Raw genomic sequence first — 25,337 nt, 5'->3', positions numbered from 1 at the left:
TCTACAACACAATTATTACAAAATAAAATCAATCAAACACAGCAACTGTCGTCTTTCAAATCAAAACAGAAAGTTACGACAAAGGCACTTTATTGCCTGGAGAAAGTTAGAAAACCTAACAGTCGCCCTGCGACTACTTGACTCAGTACATGTGTTGGAGCTTTACATGCGCAAACGAACGATGATCGGTGCTCAATCGGCTTTCGCCCTGCTGGCATTGGCGGTATCACAGGTTCATGCCGCCGACGCCGAGCAACAGGCCGCCCGGGAAGCGCGCGCCGACAAGGCCGCTGAAAACACCTTGGCGAAGATGACCCAGGAAGAAAAACTGAACTACATCGGCGGTACCGGTGGCTGGGACGTCAAGCCTCTGGCCTCGCAAGGCATCCCACAGATTCATGGTGCGGATGGCGGCGTTGGCGTGCGCTATACCAGCGAAGGCAATGACCAGGGTGTGGTTTATCCGTCCGGGCCTAACCTGGCGGCCACCTGGAACCCGCGACGTGCCATCGACCTGGGTCGCGCCCTGGGTTATGACACCGCTACCGGCGGCTATCAGTTCATCACCGGACCGGGCGTCAACCTGTATCGCATGCCTTACGGCGGCCGGGCGTTCGAATACCTGTCCGGTGAAGACCCATTCCTAGGTGCCAGTCTTGTCCCGGCAGTGGTCAACGGCATTCAGTCCCGCGGCGTGTGGGCCAACGTCAAGCACTTCGCAGCCAACGATCAGGAAAGCAACCGTTTCAACCTGAATGAGACCATCGACGAGCGCGTCCTGCGCGAGATGACCCTGCCCGCCTTCGAGTCTGCGTCCAAGAACGGCAAGACCGCGATGATGATGTGCTCGTTCCAGAAGGTAAACGGCGATTTCGCTTGTGAAAGTACGCACCTGATTCGCGACATTCTGAAAAAAGACTGGGGCTACAAAGGCTTCGTGCAGAGTGACTACAACGCCGTGGTTCATGGCCTGAATGCGGCGCAGGCCGGCACGGACCTGGACATGATGGGTTACCAGATGAACAGCTCCGTGCTCAAGCCTTACCTGGACAGCGGTGAATTGAGCGCAGCGACCATCGATGACAAGGTCCGGCGCATTCTCAAGCAGATCTACCTGTACAAGTTCGACAGCAAGACGCCGTCCAGTGTACACAACATGAACAGCGCCACCAGCAACAAAGTCGCCCTGAACACCGCACGTGAAGGCATCGTCTTGTTGAAAAACCAGGACAGCCTGTTGCCGCTGGACAAGAGCAAGGTCAAGTCCATCGCAGTGGTCGGTGATCTGGCCAAATACGCGCCTCCCACCGGCTTCGGCAGCGCCAATGTCATGGCCAGCCATTACATCAGCGAACTGAGCGGCCTCAAGCAGATCGCGCCGAATGCCAAGGTCGAGTTCATCGACGGCCTGTCCCTCGATCCGACCACCAGCGTCTGGACCAGCAGCGACCTCAAGGGCAATGACGTCAAGGGCCTTAAGGCCGAGTACTTCAACAACACCAACTGGTCGGGCGACCCAGAAATCACACGCACCGACAGCACGGTGAACCTGGATTGGTCGAACGGCGCCAACCTGTCTAGCGACTCCACGGCATCGTCTCGCCCAGGCAGCAGTGGCGGTAAGGTCAGTGGCGACACCGCGGCCACCTCGATCCGCTGGAGCGGTAAAGTCACGCCAACCGTAAGCGGTGAGCAAGTGTTCAAGGTCCGCGCTGATGGTGCGGTGCGCCTGTACGTCGACGGCAAGAAAATCATCGACAACGGTGACGGCGAACACCTGCCTGACAACAGCATTCCGCCGACCATTCCAGTCTTCGCCAAGCTCAAGCTTGAAGCTGGCAAGTCCTACGACATCAAGCTGGAATACTCGCGCCGGGACGGCTACCTCTCCACCATGGGTGGCCTGGTTGGCGTGCAAATGAGCTGGGCATCACTGGCTGCGCCGCAGGACCTGTCCAAGTACGACGCGGTGGTGGTTGCGGTCGGCAACAGCAGCGAGTACGAAGGCGAAGGCTTTGACCACAGCTTCGATCTGCCGGAGTTCCAGAACGACCTGATCAACAGCATCGCCAAGATCAATCCGCACACCATCGTCACCATGCACGGCGGCACAGGCCTGAAGATGAGCGACTGGATCGATCAGGTTCCCGCTGCGCTGCATGCCTTCTACCCCGGCCAGAACGGTGGCCAGGCGCTGGCTGAAATCCTGTTCGGCAAAGTCAATCCGTCGGGCAAGCTGCCGATCAGTATTGAACGCAACATCGAAGACAACCCGATCTATTCGACCTTCAAGAACTTCGATAATGAAGAAAAACTCAAGGAGATGAGCTACAAAAATGACCTGATGCTGGGTTATCGCGGTTATGAAAAGAAAGGCATCAAGCCGCTCTACCCGTTTGGCTACGGCCTGTCCTACACCACGTTCGGCTACAGCAACATCAGCGTAACGCCGGGCGTTGCAGTGGCCGGTGCACCGATCAAGGTCTCGTTCGACCTGACCAACACCGGCAAGGTCGGCGGTTCCGAGGTGGCCGAGCTGTACGTCGGTCAGCAGAACCCGAAAGTCGAGCGAGCACTCAAGGAGCTCAAAGGCTACAAGAAAGTGTTCCTCAAACCAGGTGAAAGCAAGCGTGTGACCATCGAGCTGAACGACCGCTCGCTGGCTTACTTCGACCCCAAGAGCAATCAATGGGTGGTCGACGCCGATACTTTCAATATTGCCCTGGGATCGTCCTCGCAGGACATTCGTCTGAACGCCAAACTGGTCAATACATTCCGCCAGGAACTGTCCACCAGCACCAGCAACCCACTGCCGCGCTCTGCGCTGAACTCAACGCTGGTCACCCTGCCAGCGGTCAAGACCGGTGGTGTCATGCATCAAAACGAAACTGATGACAGCGATGTCGACACCACCTCCGACACGTCGAATGCCACTGGCAATTGACCTGTTGAGTTAGCCTGAAGGAACGGCTCAGGGATGAGCCACCCCCGCCCGCACTCAACCTCACCTCAAGCGGATAGCCGCCTCAACACGTGCGATGTAATCATCGAAACGTTGCACCAGATCAAACCGCTCGGGAAACCGCAGCCATTGAATCTGCAAACCATCCATCATCGCCAGGATCTCTTCGATCAACCCTGAAAGATTGATCTCTGGAGCAACTTCCCCGGTCTCGACCAATGCTTGAAGCTGCTCCATCATGCGGCCGTGAATGGTCTGATAGCGCGTCTGAAACCACTGCCACGCCGGCTGATTTTCCAGCAGGCTTTCGGCATTCAGAATTGTAAACGCGCGGACCACTCCAGGGGCCGAGGCATTGGACCTGTTGATCGCGCGCAAACTTCCCAAAAACCCCTTGAGCGTATTGTCGCTGCGCACTTCGTCGGCAATCCTCTGGCTCACCTCATCGCGGCGTTGAAGAACCGCCATCAATAATGAAATCTTGTTTGGAAAATGATGCAGCACGCCAGGAACGGAAATACCGACAATCCCGGCTATCTGCGCCATCGATGCACCTGTATAACCTTCGATGGAAAATACCTGCAGGGCCGCGTCGAGTAACTCCTCGCGACGCTTTTCGCCTTTGGGCGCGCGTCGGTGCTTTATCGCGCCAGGCTCCTCCCTGAGTTTATTTATCGGGATTGACTGCGTCATCTCATGCTCCTTGATCGACGGCTGCGTAGCGTACCGGCAACTGCAAGGTGTAGCAAACGGATGACTTTTGGTTTGATTCACCGCTCACCCGCAGCATTACACCTGACGCAGACAGCACCATTATTTTCGAAGCCGGGCAGTCGCAGAGGTTGTAGCAGGTGTGCTGCCATTATCGACACGATGTGCACCCTCCATCAGCAGATCGAATAAAAGCTGCGCTACCGGCGATAATGTCCTTCCCCGCCTTGATATGAGCCCCAATGTCCGACTGATCGAAGGATCTTTGAGCGGGCGTGTGACGAGCGTGGCGTGACCATTCGCTGGCATTGCCAGCTTCGGCACGACGCCGATTCCCAGTCCTGCCTCGACGAGGCTTACCAATGCAGGCACGTGTTTCACTTCACAGAATGATCGTGGCCGAACGTCGCGGTCAGCAAGGGCCTGATCAATAAGGAATCGATTGCCACTCCCCTGGGCCAGGCTGATGTAGTCAGTGTTCGACAGATCGTCCCATGTCAGTGATTTGCGCTTCGCCAGAGGATGACCAACCTTGAGCGCCACGACGAACGCTTCCTCCAACAACGGCTGGAACACTATTTCCGAATCCTGAGTACCAATGTAGGTCAAGCCAAAGTCGGCTTCACCTCTGGCCACGACAGTCAGAATGGCGGACGACGACTCATCGTTAACTCGAATGCGAATGCCGGGGTACTTGGCGTGATATTGCCGGATCACGTCGGGCAGAAAGTACGCCACGGCCGAGGGCACACAGGCAATGGTCACTTCACCAGACAGACGATATGAAAGGTCGTGGAAGCCAATCAATGCATGTTCAAGCTCGTTCAGGACGTTCCGTGCCTTGGGTACGAATCCCCGGCCGATCGTTGAAAGCTCCACACGACGGGTCGTGCGCTCGAAGAGCGGCACTCCCAACGCCTGCTCCAACTTGTCGACCCGCCGGGAAAGGGCCGACTGTGATAAGTGAAGCGCCTTGGCGGCCGCGCTGAACCCGCCGAGATCGGCAACAGCAAGAAAACCACGCAAATCAGCCAAATCAAAATTCATGCGTTTTACTCATAAATCACACTTTTATTTGCAATTTACTTTTTAATCGTCACTTGCCACTCTGTCAACTCACAGGCACATCGGAGCCACTTCGAATGTGTCACGCCCCACTGTCACAAAATTTAATCATCGAGCCAGGTTATTGCGCCGGTATGCGCCTGCCTGTCGAATGGAAACGAGCGTATTTAAATGAACAATAAAAAAGAACTTCACGCCGCATTTGATGAGCTCCGGCAACTTGGGCGTCGGGCATTTCAAGGGCTTGGTCTGACACACTCTGCTGCCGAAAAAGTTGCCAACGTGCTGGTGCTGGCGGATCTGTTCGGCCTGACCACTCACGGCTTGAGCCGCATCGAATCCTACGGCGAGCGGCTTGAATCGGGAGGCATTGACGCCACAGCTGAACCGACGATGGAGACCATCGCCCCCGCCATTGCACGCATCAATGGGCGCAACGCGGTTGGCCCGCTGGTGGGCATGGCTGCACTGGAAGCCGGTATAGAAATGGCCAGGCAGTTTGGTATCAGCCTGGTATTGGCTCGGGGCAGCAACCACTTTGGGCCGATTTCGCCGTATTCCTATATCGCGGCTGAACAGGGTTTTGCCAGCATCATTGGCAGCAACGCTACAACAACAATCGCGCCCTGCGGCGGCAGCGATGCCCGATTGGGAAACAGCCCCTTGGGCTTTGGCGTGCCCAACCCCGATGGCAGCCACTTCATGCTGGACATGGCGATGAGTGTGGTGGCTCGCGCGAAGATTCGTAACGCGCTCAAGGGTGGGGAAAGTATCCCGGATAGTTGGGCGACAGACGTCAACGGCAAACCTACCACCGACCCTCGCGCAGCCCTGGACGGCTTCCTTCTGCCCATTGGTGGTCACAAGGGTTATGGCCTGGCACTGGTCGTCGATCTGCTGGCCGGACTGCTGTCCGATGCAGCCTACCTCACTCATGTGAAATCGTGGGTCGACGCGCCGGATGAGCCGCAGAATCTCGGGCACTTCTTCATCTTCATCGATACCACCCGGCTGGGTTCCACTGAGTGGCTGAAAGACCGGATGACTGACTTTGCATCCATTCTGCATCAAAGCCCTGCCGTGGACAGTGGGTCGCCCGTCATCGTGCCTGGCGAAATAGAGCTGAAGAAGATGCGCCGTTATTTGCACGAAGGCGTACCTGTCGATTCCGTCACCCGACACCTGCTCGATCAATACGCCGGACGGACGGCGCAAGGGGAATAGACATGACGGTATTGAACGCAGAATTGGCTGCCTGCTTCGCGCCCACCGGCACACTACGGGCATCCATCAATGTGGGAAATCCAATCCTTGCCCGTCTGGATGAGGCAGGCACGGCGGTAGGTGTTTCTGTGGATCTGGCCCTCGCTTTCGCGGCTGAGCTCGGCGTGCCACTGGAGTTGCGGGTATTCAAAAGCGCCGGGGAGTCGGTCGCGGCGGTGTCGCACGGTCAGGCCGATTTCGGGTTCTTCGCCATTGATCCCGTTCGAGGGGAACAGCTCGCCTTTACCGAACCTTACGTGTTGATCGAAGGCTGCTACCTGGTGCAAAACAACTCGCCGTTACAAGAAAACGATGACGTTGATCAGGCTGGAGTGCGCGTCGTGGTTGGTAAAGGCAGCGCCTACGACTTGTACCTGACACGTGAACTGAAGGTAGCCACGATCATTCGTTCCCCTACTTCGCCAACTGTCGTCGACACATTCGTGGCGCAGTCCGCCGAGGTCGCCGCGGGCGTTAGACAGCAACTTGAGTTCGACGCAGGCCGGTTTGCTGGTCTGCGAATCTTGCCCGGACGCTTCATGGAAATCCGCCAGGCGATGGGCGTGCCTCATACCTACGGCAAGGACGCAGCCGAACAGCTGCGCCAATTCGTCGAGCGGGCCAAGGCCAGCGGTTTTGTCGCAGACGCGCTGAAACGTCACGGCATTGTCGGCGCCACCGTCGCCAGTTGAAAGCCCGCGCTCTACCTGATCCTCGACTCCCTGCGGCAACGCGGCCTCCAGCGCGACGGCTGCAGGTCAGCGACACAACTTATAAAAACAAGAGTAACTGACATGTTGGCATTTCTCGGCTTATCAATGGTCGTGGTATTTACTTACCTGATCATGGCGAAGCGGCTTTCGCCCATCGTTGCATTGATCGTGGTCCCTGTGGTTTTTTCGATCATCGCGGGCTTTGCGCTGACCACCGACAAAATGATGCTCGACGGCATCAAGATGGTCGCGCCATCGGCCGCCTTGCTGCTGTTCGCGATCCTGTTCTTCGGCGTATTGTTCGACGCAGGACTGTTCGACCCGATGATCAAAATGATCCTGAAAAAGGTGAACGGTGACCCGGTAAAAATCGCTATAGGTTCGGCGCTTCTTTCATTGACCACTGCTCTGGATGGCGACGGCACCACGACCTATATGATTACCTGCGCGGCCATGCTCCCTCTCTATAAACGCATCGGTATGAACCCGATGATTCTGGCAAGCATTTGTGTCCTGTCGTTAAGCGTGATGGGCGGCATGACCCCCTGGGGTGGTCCGGCGACGCGAGTGATTGCAGTCTTGGGCCTGGATGCAGCGGAGTATTTCATCCCTTTACTGCCGACCATGGCTGTCGGTGCGCTTGGGGTGCTGTATACCGCGTTTGTGCTGGGCCGGCGGGAGCGAAACCGCATTGGGGTGGTGAGCCTGTCCAGCGGAGGTGAGGACTGCTACATCGAATCCATCATCGGCCACGGTGAAAACAAGAAACCAAAGATGGTCATTGCGAACCTGATTCTGGTGTTGACTGTAATGGTGTGCCTGGTAACGGGTGCGCTGCACTCAGTGATCAGCTTCCTGCTTGGATTCGTCATCGCCTTGGTGATGAACTATCCGCGCCTGAACCTGCAGAAAGAACGGATGCTCGCTCATGCAGGCAACGCCATGGTGGTGGTTCTCCTGGTGTTTGCAGCAGGGGTGTTTGCGGGCATTTTTTCCGGCACCAGGATGGTCGATGCCATTGCACAATTGCTCGTGAACACGATCCCTCCATCCTGGGGCCATTTTTTCCCGCTGGTCGTTGCAATCACGAGCATGCCGCTGACTTTTTTGCTGTCAAATGACGCGTACTATTTTGGCGTAGTGCCCATCCTGGCAAATGCGGCGGCAGCTTACGGCATAAGCCCAATGGAAATTGCCCGGGCGTCAGTTCTCGGCCAACCAGTGCATCAGATCAGTCCGCTGGTGGCTTCTACTTTGCTTTTAGTAGGCATGATTGACCGGGACCTTGGGGACTTTCAGAAAACCACGGTCAAATGGGCAGTGTTGCTTTCACTCCTGATCACCGGAGTATCATTGTTGACCGGGGCCATTACACTTTTCACTTGAGTACCACCAGAATCCAAGGGTGACGTCAAGCGATCGGCAACTTCCGGTCAGGATTGGACATTGCTGGATGGGCACTGCAATCTCTACGGGAACCTTAGAGACCCTATGCGAGAACCCATCGGCATATGCAGTCGTTCCACGAAGCCATTCGAGATTTCCTGAACAAAGGCATTGTCGTGGGTGATCCCCTTTTGCCCACGCACTATGCCGAATTCGATCGCCTCGATGATTTTCAGGTCGGCTTCCGCACGCATGGTCATACCGGCGAAAACCTGGTTTCGGACACTGACGGCGGTTGGCATTGCGAATGGTATGTCATCGCAATGACGGGGCTGGATGACCCCATTTTTATTGCTTCAGTCGAGGCCGAAAACGGTTACCCAGTCTATACCGCAGCCCATGGCGCCGGACGATGGGACGCGATACAGATAGCACCTGGCCTCGGGGCTTTTGGCCGCTTGTTAGAAGCATTGGCAGAGGCGAAAGAGGATATCTCTCAATTTAAATGCTTGATCATTGCCGAGACCGATCCTGAGAACGAATACTGGTGCGAGGTTCTCGACGAACGTCAGAATGCCGCAGTTTCGGAGCAGCCGCCGTCTGATATTGTTGACTACGATTCGACTGACTTTGAAACAGGCAGCCTGATCGTGATTGACCCAGGTTGTCATAAGCTCAAAGTTGTTCAGATAATCAGTAAATGTCGCGGATTGTCACTGAAGGACACACTGGCGCTCGCCGCAATGCCTCAATTCGAAGCAGGAAGCGGTATGAAATTGCAACTTCGGCCGTTGAGGGACCAACTTGAAGCTTTGGGCGCGACGGTAGAATTCCGGCTTGGGGCTGAAAGCCAATTGTAATGCCGGTAGCTACGGGCAGGACTCGGCCAGCCTGTACAAGGTACTTGCGCGCAGCGGCTCTTCATATCCCACATGCTGCGTTTAACCCTCGGCGGCTGGGGGCGGGAACGCCGAAAACGACTCAATGCCCGCAATGGGTTGCCAGTCGTTCAACGGGGTCAGGTAGTGAAGTTCGAATAGCCTCGACAGAAACGCCCATTTCCCTGAGCGGCGTTCGCCCCTACCCGACACGCGTCCCTTCGTTGAAAATCCATGGAAAGGGCGCGCGGGTAAGTGGCCTTTCAGAATCCGTAGATAAGGGATAGGCGCGGAGATTGGCGACTGTTGATTTGGCGCCAGTCCAAGCCCATGCAGCTTCAGAGCGGGTTCGCGCAGGATCCGATGAGACTTCAGATTTGCGACAACCCACCGTCGACCATCAACTCCACGCCGTTCACATACCTGGCGTCGTCGGAGGCCAAAAACAGCGCCGCACTGGCGATTTCTTCAGGTTGTGCCATGTAGCCCAATGGCGTGATTTGCTCGACGTATTGGCGCAGTGCGGCGATGTCGCTCTCGCTCATTTTCAGTCCGTTGTCCATCAGCGGCGTGCGGGTGAAGCCAGGGCTCAAAACGTTCGCGCGAATTTTTCGGCCTTTGAGTTCATTGGCCCACGTGCGCGCGAAGGATCGCACCGCCGCCTTGGAGGCGTTGTACAGGCTCAGCCCTTCCATGCCGTTGCTGGAACAGATCGAGGCGGTCAACACGATAGACGAAGCGTCTTTCATCAAGGGCAGAAGCGTTTGAACACTGAAGAAAACGCCTTTGACGTTCACGTCGAACATTGCGTAATACGCGGCCTCGCTAGTCTCTGCGACTGGATTTTTCTCACAGATCCCGGCATTCGCGAACACCGCGTCCAGCCGGTCGCCCCGCGCCTCGATTGTCGCCTTGAGAGCGTCGAGATCCGTCTGGCGCGAGACATCGGAAACCACCGCGACAGCCTTACCACCAAGCCGGGCAACTGCCGCCTCCAGCGTGTGCGCTGAACGCCCCGTGATGTAAACACGTTTGGCGCCCTCGGCGATCAAGGCTTGCGCAATGGAAAATCCGATCCCCGTGGATCCGCCGGTTACGACAGCAACCAGATCGCTGAATTTACCTGACATGTCTGACTCCTCAGTCGTGAATAAAGGGTCGTCTGGAACGACCTGATTCATGGTGAGCGTCATCGAAGCAGAGTGGCACTGACACGAATGAACAATGGCCGTGCAGTTTTGTAAGGCGAAAGACAAAGCGTGATCCCCTAAATTGGCACCCATCAGCCTGGCGCAGCGGGCTAGAAGCCTGCTCGACAAACGCCCGGCCTTTCATTCGTCGTGAAACCTGAGTTTCCACACAGGATGCCTGTCATGTCTCAAATCAAAATCGAAGCGCCCGAGCCACGGCGCTGGTTGATGTTCGCCATCTTGCTCGTCGGTGCTTTTCTACCGCCCCTGGATTTTTTTATCGTGAATGTCGCGCTGCCCTCGATACAGGAAGATCTGGGTACAGGGTCCTCTGCCGAGCAGCTCGTGATTTCTTCCTATGCGACGCTGTATGCCGTGACGCTGATTACCGGCGGGCGACTCGGTGATCTGTACGGTCGCGGGCGGATGTTCTTCCTTGGCCTGCTGGGCTTCGCTGCTGCGTCTCTGATGTGTGGCCTGGCGGCTTCCCCTTGGACGCTCATCCTTGGGCGCGCCTTGCAGGGGGTGACGGCTGCCGTGATGGCTCCCCAGGCGCTCGCATCGGTGCAGGCGATTTTCCCGACGTCGGAAAGACCATTGGCATTGAGTCTGTACGGCGCCGTGTTTGGACTGGCCTCGGTGATCGGTCAGGCGCTGGGCGGCGTTTTGATTGCGGTCGACGTGTTGGGCATGGGATGGCGCGCGATATTCCTGGTCAACCTGCCGATCGCGTTGCTGGTCATTGCGTTCGGCGTCCCAATGCTCAAAGAAACCCGCGCGCTGCAAGCGACCAGGCTCGACCTGGCGGGCACGGCGTTATCGATGCTGACCCTGACCGCCCTTGTCGTGCCGTTGATTGAAGGCCGCGAAGCGGGATGGCCGCTATGGGCATGGCTGTCGCTCGCCGCAGCCCCTGTGCTGGCGGTATTGTTCTGGCGATACGAGACCCGCTTGCAGCTCGCCGGCGGAACACCCGTCCTCAACCCGGCCGCACTGAAGGCGCCTGGCCTGGGCCGAGCGTTACTGGTCGCGCTTTGCTTCTACACAATCGGTGTGTTTTTCCTGCTGTTTTCAATGTACATGCAAGGCGCACTGCATATGACCGCACTGCATGCCGGCCTGATCTTCCTGCCGTTCGGCGCGGGGTTCCTGCTCGGCCCCCTATTGGTCCCTCGACTCGGACGCATCCTTAGGGACTACGTGAATCCGGTAGGCATGGGTCTGGAAGTATTCGGATTTCTGTGGCTGGGCTGGCTCGTGTCAGTGACACCAACCGCCCTCATCCCGCCACTCACGTCCCTGATGACCATCCTGTTCCTGATCGGGTTTGGACAAGGGCTGGCCCTGCCGACGTTGATGCGCATGGTCACGGGTCGGGTCGCGCCAGCGTATTCCGGGATGATCGCAGGCATCACCAGCGCAACGTTACAAATCAGCACATCGCTGAGCGTCGCACTGATCGGCGGCGTTTTTTATACCTTGCTGGGAGACCAGGCAACGGCGGTCAGCCTCACTCACGCCTTCACGGTCTCTGTCCTGTGCATCGCCGCCTGCCTGGCCGTGGGGGCTGCGCTGAGCCTGACGTTATCGCGGCAGCCAGCGCTGGTGCCGGAAGCGCCGGCTGTTCGCCCGACCTGAGGACTTCAACATTCTACCCCGCGCCGATCATGTTCGAAGCAAGGTCGGCCAACGCGCGCAGGCGGTCCATCTGGCGCATGTCCCTGTGATACCCCATCCAGATGTCCCGCCCTGGCGGTGGCTCCCCCTCATCCAGCAGTCGCAGTCCCGATACTGAGTCTCCAAGGACGCGGGGCAATACGGCAACGCCAAGCCCCTTCGCGCACATCTGCGCCTGAACCGTCCGGCTGCTGCTGGTGAACACGGTGCGTGCCAGCGGATAGCGCTGCTGGAGCCATTGCACATCCGGGTAATGGGCTTGGGCGACGTTCATGAGGATCAAGCCCAGACCCTCGCCGTCCGGGTGCGGCGCCGGGGCATGCAGAGCGGCGTAGAGCCCGTACGACAGGGTTGTCAGCTTGCGGTGGACAATGTCGGGTTCGGTGAAGGGCACGATCCGGAAGGCGATGTCAGCATCACGGCGAGCAAGATCGAACAGCCGATGCCCCGCGATAACCTCAGGAACGATCAACGGATAGCGCTGCACCAGTTCGCTCAGGACCGGCGATAACACGTGGCAGGCGAACCAATCGGCCGAGGAAATGCGCAACAGCCCTGCCGGTTGATCGCCATGCCCTGCCAGACGCCGCTCAATGGCCAGGGCGCTATGCTCCATGTCCTGCGCCAGGCTGAAAATCCGCTCGCCACTGTCCGTGAGTACCAACCCTTGAGCAGTTCGAAGAAAAAAAGGTTGCCCGGTGGTTTGCTCAAGCACCTGCAAGCGCCGTCCGACCGTCGGGTGGCTGACACCCAGCTCCCTGGCGGCGCCACCCAGCGAGCCGCTGCGGGCAATCGCCAGGAAGACCCGCATGTCACTCCAGTCCATGCCTCACCCCATACAAAAATTAACGACGAGGTTGCAACAATGGCAGTCCCGCAGCAATCCCCTTAGGCAGATACTTGAAGCCGTTAACAGTAGCGGGGTCTTAAACATGCACATCGGCTCTATCGGAACCGGCAGCAAATGCCGATGCTGCCGAGCGCTCAGTTAAACGAGGATTCACCTCTAAGCAAAAGGCATCGACGTCAACAGATCCTGATAGAGCATGAGTTGTGAGTAGTCCAGAAGGTCGGTATGTCTCATTTGGTCGGCAGGCAGCTTGGACAAAAACTGAAGTTTTGCCTCAATGGCCGCAAGCGTAGCGTTGACTACCGAGAGTTCGGTGGTGGGATCAATACCAAGGCTCATGAGATTTGTCACCGTAGATCCTCAACTGAGATGCTCACCCCAGATATAAAGGCATATTGACATCACTGCAATCACAGTTCGTCGCTTTGCCTGAACATCAGCAGATGCGTTGATCCGCGAGGTCGACAAGCGTGAGGGGTCGTTTGGATGTGGACTTCGGCAACGCAGTACGGGCACCGCCTCGCCACTGGAAGCTGCTATCGCCGAGCAGACCACGAACAATATTGGCGGACGTGAAAAGGACTTACGAGCAGCCTCCAGTTGGTAGTCTGTCGAACGCTTTGAGTGCAGGACAGTCCATTGAGCATATCCATGGAGCGCGCTTATGAAGCCCCGCTATCGCTGGTCATTGGTCATCTTCGCTTCCCTGGCGGTGTTGTTGATCGTCTTGAATATAGCCCTGCCCTTCCTTGTACGGGACTACCTCAATGACAAATTGCGGGACATGGACTCCTACAGCGGTCACGTCGAGGACGTGGACATCGCGCTATGGCGAGGAGCCTACACGATCACAGGCCTTAAAGTGACTAAGGTCGACGGCAAGGTACCGATACCACTGCTGGACGTGCCTCGTATAGACATCGCCGTCAGTTGGCATTCGCTATGGTATGACCATGCCGTCGTGGCCACGGCAGGCTTCCTCCAACCCACTCTCAACTTTGTTGACGGCGGCGTGAACAAGCAGGCGTCCCAGACGGGGGCCGGTACAAACTGGCGGGCGCAACTGGAAAAACTACTGCCCATCACCCTAAATGAAGTACGCGTGGAAGACGGCAAGATCACGTTCAATAATTTTAACTCCAAGCCCCCTGTAAAGCTCGAAGCCAGCAAGATAGACGCGAGCCTTTACAACCTCACCAACGTGCAAAACCCGGAAGGCAAGCGCGATGCACGCTTCGACGGCAAGGGCATATTATTTGGCCAGGCGCCGCTAGACGCTAAAGCGGCCTTCGATCCCCTGAGCAACTTCGAAAATTTCGAGTTCCGTCTGCGTGTGACCGACATCGAACTCAAGCGCATCAACGACTTCGCCTCGGCCTATGGCAAGTTCGACTTCAACGCCGGGCACGGTGACGTGGTGATCCAGGCCCAGGCCAGCAAAGGCAAGCTCAATGGGTATATCAAGCCACTGCTGCGTGACGTGGATGTGCTCAACTGGCAGCAGGATGTGGAAAACAAAGACAAGGGTTTATTACGCTCGGTCTGGGAAGCCTTGGTGGGCGGCACCGAGACAGTCCTGAAGAACCAGCGCAAAAACCAGTTCGCTACGCGCGTGGAGCTAAGCGGCGATGTGCATCGCTTAGACATCAGCCCGCTGCAGGCCTTTTTGGAAATCCTGCGTAATGGCTTCATTCAAGCGTTCAGCGCCCGCTACGAGCAAACGCCCGCAAGCAAAGATTGAGTGAAGGTCAGACGGCAGCAACGGCTCCTCGGCGCGACTTCCCTATGCTTGCCCTAAATCCACACGAGTAAACTGATGGACTTTACGTGTCAGCCAATTTCAGAATCCACTCTGCTTCAAGGCGCTTAAACGAGCGCCCCTCTACACACATGGCCCCGTTTTTTTGAGGTCGGGGTTTGGGTGGAGCCGCGGGAGCCCTATGATCAAAGATCTGGCGTCTGCTCAGAATGGAGACTTTGAAAACCTTGAGACTCTATGAGCATGTCATTAGCCTTGTCGAGAAAGCTGCTGATCAACCAAGGTTTTGGCAAGAATTGCGCATGAGGTGGTAACTCGTCGGGTTTGAGCGTCTGATGGCCCGACGTGACCAGCACAGGAATGTGCGGCCAGCGCTCTGCAATAAGCCAAGCCAGTTCAAAGCCATTAATTTTTCCAGGCATCTTGATGTCCGTGATTACGAGACCGATAGCTGCTTCACTCTCTAAAACGCTGAGTGCTTTATGAGCATCCGATGCGCCGATGGCGTTGATCTCGCCAAGCTCCAAAATCTCTTGAGCCAGTTCCAAAAGTACTGGCTCATCTTCAACAACTAAAACCAGCTGTCCCATAACACCTCCCGAGTTCTTAACTCTGAGAAAGCCAGGATTTGCGGTAGGTTCCATGATTTTTTCGCGGACGAGAAAAACTCACCTCCCGTCCCGCCCCGGCCCCGCGTTAACGGCGAGACAGTCGATTACCTGGTACTGGATTTTCCCGCTTACTTTGAAAGCCAAGCTTCTGGCTGGGTGTAGCATCGATTTCGAGGTTCAGCCATCACGTCAGAGCCGACAAGTGCCGGGATTCCCGGAGTGATGGCTATCATGGAAATCCGCCGGGCTTAGACGCAATGATAGGCCACCGATCCGGTTGACCTTTCAGAAACCCTCAGGGTTGAAGCACAGTCATGCGAAAAGCGCCTGCATTGCTCGCGGCATGTCCGACAGCTTCATTCACCAACACAAGGGGGTAGGTGGTTACCGCGAAGTGGCTCAGTGGTAGCAAGTGTGCGCGGATCAGGCCCACAAGGGTTGCCACTGCAGTGCGCGGGTACATCCATTGGCCCATCAGCGTGATGTTATTGCGCATCAACCAGGGATACGGTAGCGCCAGGTCATCGCCGCCCAGCATGCCAACACCGCCCATCAATACGACTCGGCCATAGGGTCGCACCGCCATCACGGCAGCACGCACCGTAGTCGTAGTGACGGAAGGAGGAAGTATATCCATGACACAGTCGATCGGCCCCTGCGCAGCAGCTTGCATCCTATCCCGATCACGCGCCTCATCGCCGCTGAGCATCACCGGCACTACCCGGTCGCCGAATCGCCGCACCAGGTCGGCCAGGGTGTCGGCATTACGCCCTGGCGTCACGACGCGCGCCGCACCCATCGCCAGCGCCACCAGGGTGGCAGCGCTGCCGAAGTACCCGGTCGCGCCACTGACCAGCGCGGTTTCGCCGGGTGCCAGACCTGCCGCCAGCCAGCCCCCATAGGGGATGAGCAAGGTATTGAGCGCGCACCAGGCTGGTGCGTCTTCTGCCCGAATATCGCCTATAGGTATAGCGTTTTCGGTGGGTACCCGCATGACTTCCGCGAACGGACCATCATGGTAGTAACGATGCAGATGCAGGCCGCCGTCACCACGGGCGCTCCAGCCTTGCAGCACGATGTCCGGCATGTGCGCATCATCCCGGGAACGTACAGTGGGATCGCAAAACACCCAGTCTCCCGGGCGCAATCGAGTCGCGTCCGGACCCACTTCCAACACCTGACCGACAGCGCCACAACCCGGTATGAGCGGCAGCTCGATGTTGTAGCGGCGAACACCGTTGAACACTTCATTGGCATAGGCCAGTACGGGAGCGGCCACGACGTTCACCAGTGCTTCGCCGCTGCCACGGCTGGGTGCAGGTACGGACTCGACGACCAGGGGCTCATTCAGGGATTTCAAAATAGCGGCACGCATGGTTATCTCCTTCAGGGAAAGGGCCAGTGTGTGCGTGGCGGCGCTTGTAACAAGGGCGGCGCTTAACCTAGGATTGCCCACTCCCCCCTTCGATACTCCCGCCATGAGCCGACGCCGAGAATTGGGCCTGTTTCTTCGCTCCCGCCGTGAGGGCTTGACGCCTGAAGTCGTCGGTCTGGCCAGCGGCTTGCGACGTCGCGCGCCGGGGCTGCGCCGTGAAGAGGTCGCCGAGCTTGCGGGTATCAGCGTGGATTGGTACACGCGCCTGGAGCAAGGCCGTGTAGGCTCGCCGTCGATGCATACCCTCAATGCCCTGGCCCGCGCGCTGAGATTGGCCCCGGCTGAATACGCGCATCTGCAACTGCTCATCCAGCCCCACCCCGTACCTGCCTGGCTGGCTGAACGGGCGCCCGCTGCGGTGACACGCTTGGTCGAGCAATGGCAATACCCCGCTTACGTAGTGAATGAGCGTTGGGACCTGCTGGCCTGGAATGACGCAGCGGCGGCGGTGTTCGGTAATTTCGGCGGCCAGCCGGGCAGTTGCGCCAACTTGCTGCGTTACATGCTGCTGGATGACACGGCCCAGTTGGTTTTCGGTGAAAGCTGGGCCGAGGAAGCGCAACGCATGGTTGGCAAATTTCGCAGACTGTACGACCAACATGCCGGCGTAAAGGCGTTCGATGCCATCATCGGCGACCTCAACGATGCCTCTGCGTGCTTCGCCAATTGGTGGCAGCGGCACGACATCGTCACACAAGGCACGGGACGAAAACACCTGCGCGACCAGTCCGGCAACCTCCTCGCGTTCGAATACCTCAGTATGCACCCGGCGGATGCACCTCAACTGCGCCTGGCGTTATACATGCCGGCAGTCTGAGCGACACGCAGATCGGTATTTCTCCCTTATGAACACAATGCTGCGCGGGGCTTCCTTTGCCGCTCCATGCAGTGGTTAACCTGGCCAGGTGAGCGGCGCGATGTACTGGCCAGGAATGACTTGCAGGTCGCCGCTGGCCAGCCCTTTCCCAAACAGCCAGCGTGGTCCATGACCGATACCGATACCGACTTGTATGGTGGGACTTGGAGGAGGAGGGACAAGTCTGCGCTACCTGGCAGCATCTTTTCAGCAAGCAAAAAATCAGGATAGCGAGCCTGGACCTCAAAAAGCTAATAGCTGACTTAATCTGTTTTATTACTGCGCCGTTTCGACATCCAAGGCTGTGTTTAAGACTTCAGTCCGAGCCGAGCGGGCGAGCGGGCGCGTGACTTCCTCGGCGCCTGGAATGGCAAGTTGGTTTGCGACGATAATGAGGATCGCTTGCGAATACGGCAGGAAACCGCAGCGCCGATCATCAAAACGCTGCATGACTGGATGTTGGCCCAGCGAGATCTGGTGCCCAACGGATCGGCAACGGCCAAGGCCCTGGATTACAGCCTTAAACGCTGGGTAGCGCTGACGCGCTACCTAGATGATGGAGCCGTGCCCATAGACACCAATCAGGTTGAAAACCAGATCAGGCCGTGGGCACTTGGGCGCTCAAACGGGTTGTTTTCAGGGTGGTTACGTAGCGGAAGACGGGCGGCAGCGATCATGAGCTTGATCCAGTCGGCACGCATTAACGGGCACGATCCATCTGTCTATCTGAAGGACGTTTTGACTCGCCTGCCGACGCAGCGGGCGAGTGAGAGTACGGCGTTGCTACCGCATAAGTTGGCGCCCGTTTAGCTACGCAAGGCGTGTATCCCAGACGCTTAAGCGCGATGCCCAGGCTGCTGATAGCAAGTAGCAGCATGGTGAGCACCATGATGGTCCGGCGTCCCAGCCGGTCGCTCAGTCGGCCAAACAACCATCCGCCGACAGGACGTGCTACAAAGCCAACCGCAAACACAGCAAGGGTTGCGAGCATCGCCGAGCGCGCATCGGTCTTGTCGAACAGGTTGCCGGCCAGGTACACCGAAAAGGTTGCGTACAGGGTCCAGTCAAACCATTCGAGCGCATTGCCGATACTTGCCGCGCGCAACGATTTGAGGCGTCCTTGGTGAGACGTCGTATTGTTCATGGGTTAACTCCTGATTACGGATGGGATCGAGGCGGTTTGGCAAACCTGATCAAAGGTGCAGCGCGGGTTTGGGCTGGCGAACGCCATGGGCAGAAGGGACGCGGACCCGCAGCGCAATCAGCAACGCGGCCAGCAGCATCAGCACAGCCGCCGCTACGAATACGCCTGCGCTGCCACCGAGACTGAACATTGCACCGCCAGCGGCGGCACCCGTGGCGATAGCCGACTGCACAGATGCCACCACCATGCCTCCGGCGCTTTCCGCCTGATCAGGTACCGCGCTGGCGACCCAGTTCGACCACGCTACCGGCACACCACCAAAGGCCAAGCCCCAGATCGCCAGCAGTAGCGCCTGCCCTGGCACCGAGGCCGACAACAACACCAACGCCAGTGCCGCAACACCGACCAGCGCGGGCATCAATACGAGAGTGGCCAGCGGGTGGCGCTCCAGCAGCCTCCCGGCCAACAGCGTGCCGGCGAAGTTGGCCACACCGAACCCCAGCAACATCAGTGACAGCCCTTGCGGGCCAATGCCGGTAGTCCCTTCAAGGAATGGCCGAACATAGGTGAACATCGCGAAGTGCCCGCTGTGCACCAGCACACAACCGAACATCCCCATGGCGATGCCCGGACGCTGCAACACCTCGAGTACGGTCCGCAGACGTGCCGGCCGGCGCGGCGCAAGGCGCGGCAGAGTAAACGACTGGAAAGCCAGGGTCACCATGCCTACCGCCGCCGCTGCAAAGAACGCGCTGCGCCAGCCATACAGCCCGCCCAAATAGCTGCCCAGTGGCACTGCAACGACCGTCCCGATGGCAATGCCGCTGAAAATGATCGATAGCGCCCGGGGCAATAGAGCACTCGGCACCAAGCGCATCGCTACCGCCGCCGCCATGCTCCAGAACCCGCCAAGCGCAATACCCAGCAAGATGCGCATCAACAACAGCACCGCGAAGCTGGAGGACACGGCGACCAACAGATTGGAAGCGACCATCAACGTGGAAAACCCCAGCAACACCCAACGTCGGTCGATGCTGCGGGTCAGGCCTGGCACCAACAGGCCGGCGAACAGCGCTACCACTGCTGTCACCGTTACCGCCTGGCCAGCCAGCGCTTCGGACACTCCAAGGTCAGCAGCCATCAGTGTCAACAAACTGGCCGGAAGGTACTCAGCGGTCAGTAATCCGAACACCCCCATCGCCAACGAGAAGACGGCCATCCACGCGGGCGTCGCAGGCTCTACGTCCGCGTCGACGCCGGGATGGCGGTCGGATACGGCGTTACATACACAGTCAGTCATTGCTCGGATCTCCCAATCTTCATTGCGAGCCGAAGTCTAGGCGCCGAAAACTGGATGATCTATGATCCAAAGTCTCTACTTTTTGACTAAAACACCTGAACGATGCCAGTGGATCAGTTTGCTATCTCCTCGGACCTCATCAACGAGCTGTTGCGCGGCATGCGCCTGCGCGGTGTCGAATACCGGCGTATCCAGGCGGGACCCACCTTCGGTTTGGGCTTCCCGGAAAAACCTGGGCATGCATGGTTCCACTTCGTAGCCGTCGGTAATACGGTGCTGCGAATGGAGGACGGCACTACCTATGCGCTGTCTGCCGGCAACGCCGTGTTCATCTCCCACGGCGCGGCCCATCAACTGTTTTCCCATCTGGACGAGCCTGTTCAAGATATCGACCGTCTAGACGGCGCCCCCCTCGGTGACACCGTCAGCGCGGTGGATACCGGAACCGATGCCAGCCCCATGCCGAGCACTATTTTGTTCAGTGGTTGTATGGAGTTTGAGCTGGGCAGTATCCATGGTCTTGGCAGGCTGATGCCGGGCCTGATGCTGATAGACGCTGGCGGCCAGCGTTACCCCGGGCTGGTGCCGATCCTGACCACCATGGAACGCGAGGTAAGCGCCGCACGTGTCGGCTTCGCCGGTATCCTCGCGCGTTTGGCCGACGTAGTGGCCGCCATGGTCGTTCGCGGCTGGGTAGAGTGCGCCTGCGGGAATGCTTCTGGCCTGGTCGCCGCCCTGCGCGATCCGCGCTTGGCCGGCGCACTGCTTGCGCTCCATCAACAACCGGGCCGCGACTGGACCGTTGCGCAGTTGGCAGAGCACTGCAATACCTCACGCTCGGTCTTCGCGGACCGCTTCCAGGTGACGATTGGCATGACCCCGCTGCGCTATGTCACCGAACTGCGAATGCGGCTTGCAAGCCAGTGGCTGACCCTCGAAAGGCTCCCGATTGAAGAGGTAGCGCAGCGTTTGGGCTATACATCCCAGGCAGCTTTCAGTCGCGCATTCAAGCGCATTACGGGCAAAACACCTGGATTAAGTCGTAAGGTGAGGCAGCCCGCTGTCACTTGAAACCTGGCACAAGTCATCGATGAGCCATGCCTCTGACTCATTTACCGCCCGTTACGTCCAGAAATGTACCGGTAACAAATGATGCCTCCGCGCTCGCCAACCACAGAATCGCGCGTGCCACTTCCTCAGGCTGTCCGCCCCGCCCCATGGGGATCGAGTGCTTGACACGATCGACCCGCCCCGGCTCACCGCCACTGGCATGCATTTCGGTATAGATATGTCCGGGGCGAATACAGTTAACGCGTATGCCTTCCCGTGCGACCTCCTTTGCAAAGCCAATGGTGAAAGTCTCCAGGGCTCCCTTTGACGCCGCATAGTCGACATACTCATTGGGGCTGCCAAGGCGCGCCGAGGCCGATGAGACATTGATCACCACGCCGCCCGGGCCGTTGTGACGGTAAGACATGCGCTTTACCGCCTGTTGGGCACAGAGTATTGGTCCAATGGAATTGACCGCAAAGATGCGCTGCATCCGCTCGAAGCCGAGGTCTTCCAGACGTGACTGGGGCGATAGCATCCCGGCGTTATTGACCAGGACGTCGATGCGTCCGAACGTGCGGTCAATGGCCGCGAACAAAGCGGCCACCTGTTGGGGGTCCGCACTGTCGGCCCGCATCGCCAACGCTTTGCGCCCCAATGCTTCTACATCCGCGGCCACGGCCAGCGCTGCGGGCTCGTTGGATACGTAACTGATAGCAACGTCATAACCTCTTTCGGCAGCCAGCCGGGCGGTTGCTGCCCCCACTCCACGACTTCCACCCGTAATTAAAATCAGCGGTGCCTGCGAGACGTTGACCATTAAACATTGCTCCTGAGCCGTTGGCTGTATCAGCCGATGATAAGAGTGCGTCTGGCGATCACTACGCACGCCAGTAGCCGGCGTGCGGTGAGCGTCTCATTGAGGAACACATAGCCGATCAACGTCGTAAACAGCACGCTGGTTTCGCGCAATGCGGATACCGCGCCCAATGGCGCTTCGTTCATGCGCCACTTTAGGCAATCCGGCGCCGTGGCTAAAGCGAAGTCTCCTCATCGCAGCATGAACAGATACTCATGGCTCATTGTTCTACTCGTTGTACTTTCAGCGCCTCATTGACCAACCATTGACGAAAGCTGGCAATGTGCGGCTGCGATTCAATGCCCTTAGGGCACACGAAATAGTAAGCAAGCGGCGATGGAAGCGGCACATCAAACAGCCGAACCAAACGGCCATCACTGATTTCGCTCTCGACATGCCCGCTGCGCACCAATGCAACGCCTTGACCGAGCAAGGCCGCCTCGACCGTCATGTTGGTATCGCTAAATCTGACGCTTTCCTGGAGCGGCAAATAGGCCAGCCCGACGGCTTGAAACCACACCTCCCACTTTGGTACCAACTCGGCACCGTCCCGATTCAGCAGCGGGAAATGCAGCAATTCTGACGGGCTCTGTGGTGTCCCAACGCGCCGCAGCAGTTCGGGGCTGGCCACAGGAAATACCTGTTCTCCAAAAAGGAACTCCGAATGCAGACCTGGGTAATTACCCTTGCCGAGCCTGATCGCAACATCAGCCTGGCCGTGAGAGAAGTGGATGATTTTGTCGGTGGTATCCAGCGAGACCAGCAGCTCGGGGTGCTGACGAGAGAGACGCGGCAAGCGTGGCAGCAGCCATTTGAGAGCGAACGAATAAGTGGTGCTGACGCTGAGTCGAACCCTGCCTTTTTTGCTCGCGCAGATCGTCCAGAGTCGCCTCAAGACTGATGAAAAATTCCCGTACGATGGGCGCCAGCGTAGCCCCCGCTGCCGTGAGGCGTAACGCCTTGCCACGCTCAAACAACTGCACTCCCCAAAGCGCCTCAAGATGCTTGAGCTGGTGACTGACCGCACTTTGAGTAACATGCAGCTCCTGTGCGGCTGCAGTAAATGTCGGGTGGCGGGTAGCGACTTCAAAAGCGCGCAGGGTCGCGGTGGGCGGCAAGTCTTTCATAGGGGCGGTGTCCAGCGAATTATCGAAAAAGCGTGTGCATGAACGTTATCTCATGCAGCAGGCAGATTCACTGTAAACGTCGCATCCCAAACGGGGCGGTGGCTCGATTGAAAGTAGATGCTCATCGATACGAAGGTTTTTCGGTGTGCTGAATACCCCTTCGTGCAGATTGATGGTGATACCACTCACTCTGACACAGCGATGCAACTGTGGGCGGCAGCGTCCATCCCATTGCTTACGAACGTCCTGCCCCAGGTCGGCAGGTACGGCTGTAAAACCTTGAGTGAAGCCCCGCGCGCCGAGGGAAGACGAGTCGTGCAGCGGCGCTTGCCAAGTAGCGAGCTAACGCGGGAAGAGTCATTGCACCTTCAGCACCGTGGCCTCTCATGCCAGGCCAGCCATTAACAGAAATGCTCGCACTGGATTATTTCAGCCTTCAGCTTACTGTCGGCCGTACGGGATTAAATCCTCCACCTGGGCACAGGAGTAAGTATTAGAGTAGGAGTTAAAAAGCGCCATGGTGCTGCTGTAAGTGGCACATTGGAAAACAGACGAGCCTTTTTGCAGGATCAGGTAATGGACTGTGTTGACCTGCCCTGGCGCCTGGTAGGCCGCTTTGACCTCGTAACCATTCTTCAGAAGCTCCGCAATCCCTGTATCTCCCACCGCAAATGCTGAAGGGCTGACGGTCAGGAGGATGCAAAGTGAGGCTTTCAAAATGGTATTTGAGGCGTGTTTTGTTTTAAACATAAGCCAGTCATCCAGTGATGGTCATTAAGGTCAAAACCGAAGGCGTTATTACAGCATTCATGAGAGGTTCGTGCCAAGGCATCGATCAGCGGGGCTCGATTACAGTTTGGAACTCTGGTAACGCGCTACATAAATGACGGCGTCGCCCCCACTTACAACAATTGGGCTGAGAACCAGACCCAATCGTGGACTCCAGGGCGCAAGAACTGGCTCTCGCCGGGTCGCAACTCAGGGGAAAACGGGTTGCGGCGATCATGAGTAACAAGCCGCTGCTGGGGACGATGCGGGCGAAAAGATACGGCGAATTCCGTTTTATCCGAAGCGGGTTACAGTCGTGCGCCTAGTCGCTAATTGGTATCAATTCAGGGGCGTCTGTAGTGGTCGAAAACCATACCCGGCCATGGGCAATTGGACGCTTAAACTGATTGTTTGCCAGATCGCCTCTCGGTGCAAAATGCAAAATGGGCAGCCGCGATTAGTGGGCATTGATGATCAAGGCTGAAAGGCGGAGCGCGGGAATCGTACAAATGCAAAGAGGGTTGTTTATCGTACTGCGAACGTTTTGCGACGCTCTGAAACGACGGGCTGTCGAGATTTTCGATCACACAGCCCGATACCAGGTGACTTCACCGAACAGTTACGATTGCCCCACTCGACGGTTATAGCGTTTTCCAATTTCTGCCGTTTGCCACCAGCTACGATAGATCTGATGTAACTAATGCCGAGCAAAAAAACCCTCCCCCCTGTCGCTTCAGCCGTCACTAGAGCATACGTTACCGCCACGACACCAAGCCGGGTACGCCCATCGATTCAAGCCAACACCCGCTCAAAGGTGGCCAAGGTCGTGGCATTTCGGCGGTCCGATCAAACACCAAAACACTCTCTTGACAATTTCTTATCATCGGGCAAATACTTCGCCCGGATTCATATATATGACTACATAATAAGGCTAAGCGGTCAATGAATGCTCTGTCCAACGATACTCGTTTGCCCCTTTATCAGCGCCTTCATGACCAGCTGGCTCAGCAAATCGCGAACAATCAGTGGCGCCCCGGCGAAGCTATTCCCACAGAGGCGGCGCTTTCAACTGAATACCAACTGTCGACTGGTACCGTGCGCAAAGCGGTAGATGCGCTGGTCAACGAAGGTTTGTTGGAGCGTCAACAAGGGCGCGGCACGTTTGTCCGTCGGCCCCAGTTTCAGTCCTCACTGTTTCGATTCTTTCGTTTCCAGACGGCCTGCGGTGAGCGTAAGGTACCGGAAAGCCATATTTTCTCCATCGAGCCTTTATCACCACCTCTAGAAGTCGCCCAAGCTTTGGCATTATCCGCCGACGCGCTCGTCATTCGCATCATCCGCGTTCGCCTACTCGATGCTCAGCCGGTTCTCGCTGAAGAAATCTGGCTACCGTCTGCACGCTTTCGGGCGCTTCTGGACATCAATTTCGCTGTAGAGGGGCCGCTGCTTTACCCAATCTACGAAAACGTCTGTGGGCAAGTTGTCGCCTATGCCGAAGAGTCGCTTACTGCCCAATCCGTAGACGAGGTGCATGCGCAATTATTGCAAATTCCTGTAAACAGCCCGGTGGTGGTGATCGAGCGACTGGCCCGTGACTACGCCGGCGCCCCATTAGAATGGCGGCGGTCACATGGACATGCCGAATTTTTTCGCTACAGCATAGACATCCGCTGAGAGTTCATACCTGGCCCGCCACACTTGGCTTTTGCCGCATTACGCTCAACCATAAGGAT

Annotated in this window: 21 protein-coding genes and 3 pseudogenes; 11 read left to right on the top strand and 13 right to left on the bottom strand. The window is 57.5% G+C overall.

The window, feature by feature from the left end:
- The first annotated feature begins 166 nt into the window (after positions 1–166).
- The gene (locus tag AC1Z24_RS14005; RefSeq protein ID WP_483746145.1) at positions 167–2,944 is read left to right on the top strand and encodes a beta-glucosidase; all 2,778 of its coding nucleotides are present in this window, start codon (positions 167–169) and stop codon (positions 2,942–2,944) included.
- Between the two features lie 60 nt (positions 2,945–3,004).
- Here AC1Z24_RS14005 and AC1Z24_RS14000 read toward each other — a convergent pair whose 3' ends face one another.
- Positions 3,005–3,655, bottom strand: a complete 651-nt coding sequence (locus AC1Z24_RS14000; RefSeq protein ID WP_483746144.1) for a TetR/AcrR family transcriptional regulator — start codon at positions 3,653–3,655, stop codon at positions 3,005–3,007.
- Positions 3,656–3,775: 120 nt separating this feature from the next.
- Entirely contained in the window at positions 3,776–4,720 is a 945-nt protein-coding gene (locus AC1Z24_RS13995; RefSeq protein ID WP_483746143.1) for a LysR family transcriptional regulator, read from the bottom strand.
- Positions 4,721–4,909: 189 nt separating this feature from the next.
- Here AC1Z24_RS13995 and AC1Z24_RS13990 point away from each other — a divergent pair, with 189 nt between their 5' ends.
- The 4 genes from AC1Z24_RS13990 to AC1Z24_RS13975 all read left to right on the top strand — a co-directional run bounded on the left by AC1Z24_RS13990 (position 4,910) and on the right by AC1Z24_RS13975 (position 8,960).
- The gene (locus tag AC1Z24_RS13990; RefSeq protein ID WP_483746142.1) at positions 4,910–5,962 is read left to right on the top strand and encodes an Ldh family oxidoreductase; all 1,053 of its coding nucleotides are present in this window, start codon (positions 4,910–4,912) and stop codon (positions 5,960–5,962) included.
- Between the two features lie 2 nt (positions 5,963–5,964).
- Positions 5,965–6,693 carry an ABC transporter substrate-binding protein gene (locus tag AC1Z24_RS13985; protein ID WP_483746141.1) on the top strand — a complete coding sequence of 243 codons (729 nt, stop codon included), beginning with the start codon at positions 5,965–5,967 and terminating at the stop codon, positions 6,691–6,693.
- Between the two features lie 102 nt (positions 6,694–6,795).
- On the top strand, positions 6,796–8,100 hold the full coding sequence (locus tag AC1Z24_RS13980; RefSeq protein WP_483746140.1) for a CitMHS family transporter: 1,305 nt from the start codon (positions 6,796–6,798) through the stop codon (positions 8,098–8,100).
- A 125-nt stretch (positions 8,101–8,225) separates the two neighbouring features.
- Positions 8,226–8,960: a hypothetical protein gene (locus AC1Z24_RS13975; RefSeq protein WP_483746139.1), complete on the top strand. Its 735-nt coding sequence runs from the start codon at positions 8,226–8,228 to the stop codon at positions 8,958–8,960.
- A gap of 389 nt (positions 8,961–9,349) precedes the next feature.
- Here the strand turns inward: AC1Z24_RS13975 and AC1Z24_RS13970 are convergent, their stop codons facing one another.
- Positions 9,350–10,108 (bottom strand): SDR family NAD(P)-dependent oxidoreductase, encoded by a 759-nt coding sequence (locus AC1Z24_RS13970; protein ID WP_483746138.1) that lies wholly within the window; start codon positions 10,106–10,108, stop codon positions 9,350–9,352.
- 243 nt (positions 10,109–10,351) lie between these two features.
- Here AC1Z24_RS13970 and AC1Z24_RS13965 point away from each other — a divergent pair, with 243 nt between their 5' ends.
- Positions 10,352–11,806, top strand: coding sequence for an MFS transporter (locus AC1Z24_RS13965; protein WP_483746137.1), 1,455 nt, complete (start codon positions 10,352–10,354; stop codon positions 11,804–11,806).
- A 13-nt stretch (positions 11,807–11,819) separates the two neighbouring features.
- Here AC1Z24_RS13965 and AC1Z24_RS13960 read toward each other — a convergent pair whose 3' ends face one another.
- Positions 11,820–12,671 carry a LysR family transcriptional regulator gene (locus tag AC1Z24_RS13960; protein ID WP_483746136.1) on the bottom strand — a complete coding sequence of 284 codons (852 nt, stop codon included), beginning with the start codon at positions 12,669–12,671 and terminating at the stop codon, positions 11,820–11,822.
- Positions 12,672–12,851: 180 nt separating this feature from the next.
- On the bottom strand, positions 12,852–13,034 hold the full coding sequence (locus tag AC1Z24_RS13955) for a hypothetical protein (protein ID WP_483746135.1): 183 nt from the start codon (positions 13,032–13,034) through the stop codon (positions 12,852–12,854).
- Positions 13,035–13,359: 325 nt separating this feature from the next.
- Between AC1Z24_RS13955 and AC1Z24_RS13950 the strand changes: the two genes are divergently transcribed.
- On the top strand, positions 13,360–14,436 hold the full coding sequence (locus tag AC1Z24_RS13950; protein WP_483746134.1) for a DUF748 domain-containing protein: 1,077 nt from the start codon (positions 13,360–13,362) through the stop codon (positions 14,434–14,436).
- 203 nt (positions 14,437–14,639) lie between these two features.
- On the opposite strand, the gene AC1Z24_RS13945 is transcribed toward AC1Z24_RS13950, so the two are convergent.
- A complete protein-coding gene (locus AC1Z24_RS13945) occupies positions 14,640–15,044 on the bottom strand; it encodes a response regulator (protein ID WP_483746133.1) in 405 nt (134 codons plus the stop codon).
- A gap of 316 nt (positions 15,045–15,360) precedes the next feature.
- On the bottom strand, positions 15,361–16,440 hold the full coding sequence (locus tag AC1Z24_RS13940) for an alcohol dehydrogenase catalytic domain-containing protein (protein ID WP_483746132.1): 1,080 nt from the start codon (positions 16,438–16,440) through the stop codon (positions 15,361–15,363).
- Between the two features lie 103 nt (positions 16,441–16,543).
- Between AC1Z24_RS13940 and AC1Z24_RS13935 the strand changes: the two genes are divergently transcribed.
- Together AC1Z24_RS13935 and AC1Z24_RS13930 are read left to right on the top strand one after the other, a co-directional pair.
- The gene (locus AC1Z24_RS13935; RefSeq protein ID WP_483746131.1) at positions 16,544–17,317 is read left to right on the top strand and encodes a helix-turn-helix transcriptional regulator; all 774 of its coding nucleotides are present in this window, start codon (positions 16,544–16,546) and stop codon (positions 17,315–17,317) included.
- Positions 17,318–17,668: 351 nt separating this feature from the next.
- Positions 17,669–18,166: pseudogene (locus AC1Z24_RS13930) on the top strand (IS66 family transposase); the annotation flags it as partial.
- On the opposite strand, the gene AC1Z24_RS13925 reads toward AC1Z24_RS13930, so the two are convergent.
- Together AC1Z24_RS13925 and AC1Z24_RS13920 are read right to left on the bottom strand one after the other, a co-directional pair.
- Positions 18,057–18,500, bottom strand: a complete 444-nt coding sequence (locus AC1Z24_RS13925; RefSeq protein ID WP_483746130.1) for an MFS transporter — start codon at positions 18,498–18,500, stop codon at positions 18,057–18,059. The pseudogene AC1Z24_RS13930 and the gene AC1Z24_RS13925 sit on opposite strands and share 110 nt — an antisense overlap.
- A gap of 49 nt (positions 18,501–18,549) precedes the next feature.
- Positions 18,550–19,800, bottom strand: a complete 1,251-nt coding sequence (locus AC1Z24_RS13920; protein ID WP_483746129.1) for an MFS transporter — start codon at positions 19,798–19,800, stop codon at positions 18,550–18,552.
- Between the two features lie 102 nt (positions 19,801–19,902).
- Here AC1Z24_RS13920 and AC1Z24_RS13915 point away from each other — a divergent pair, with 102 nt between their 5' ends.
- The gene (locus AC1Z24_RS13915; protein ID WP_483746128.1) at positions 19,903–20,871 is read left to right on the top strand and encodes an AraC family transcriptional regulator; all 969 of its coding nucleotides are present in this window, start codon (positions 19,903–19,905) and stop codon (positions 20,869–20,871) included.
- A gap of 37 nt (positions 20,872–20,908) precedes the next feature.
- Here AC1Z24_RS13915 and AC1Z24_RS13910 read toward each other — a convergent pair whose 3' ends face one another.
- The 4 genes and pseudogenes from AC1Z24_RS13910 to AC1Z24_RS13895 all read right to left on the bottom strand — a co-directional run bounded on the left by AC1Z24_RS13910 (position 20,909) and on the right by AC1Z24_RS13895 (position 23,586).
- The gene (locus tag AC1Z24_RS13910) at positions 20,909–21,670 is read right to left on the bottom strand and encodes an SDR family oxidoreductase (protein ID WP_483746127.1); all 762 of its coding nucleotides are present in this window, start codon (positions 21,668–21,670) and stop codon (positions 20,909–20,911) included.
- A gap of 29 nt (positions 21,671–21,699) precedes the next feature.
- Positions 21,700–21,861: pseudogene (locus AC1Z24_RS13905) on the bottom strand (EamA family transporter); the annotation flags it as partial.
- A 68-nt stretch (positions 21,862–21,929) separates the two neighbouring features.
- A pseudogene (gene gcvA / locus AC1Z24_RS13900) lies at positions 21,930–22,836 on the bottom strand (transcriptional regulator GcvA).
- Between the two features lie 441 nt (positions 22,837–23,277).
- The gene (locus tag AC1Z24_RS13895; RefSeq protein ID WP_483746126.1) at positions 23,278–23,586 is read right to left on the bottom strand and encodes a hypothetical protein; all 309 of its coding nucleotides are present in this window, start codon (positions 23,584–23,586) and stop codon (positions 23,278–23,280) included.
- 960 nt (positions 23,587–24,546) lie between these two features.
- Between AC1Z24_RS13895 and AC1Z24_RS13890 the strand changes: the two genes are divergently transcribed.
- Entirely contained in the window at positions 24,547–25,278 is a 732-nt protein-coding gene (locus tag AC1Z24_RS13890; RefSeq protein WP_483746125.1) for a GntR family transcriptional regulator, read from the top strand.
- The last annotated feature ends 59 nt before the right edge of the window (positions 25,279–25,337 follow it).

Source organism: Pseudomonas sp. JL23, from assembly GCF_056933585.1.
The sequence above is the reverse complement of the archived record's forward strand: the minus strand, read 5'-3'. Positions and strand labels throughout refer to the sequence as shown.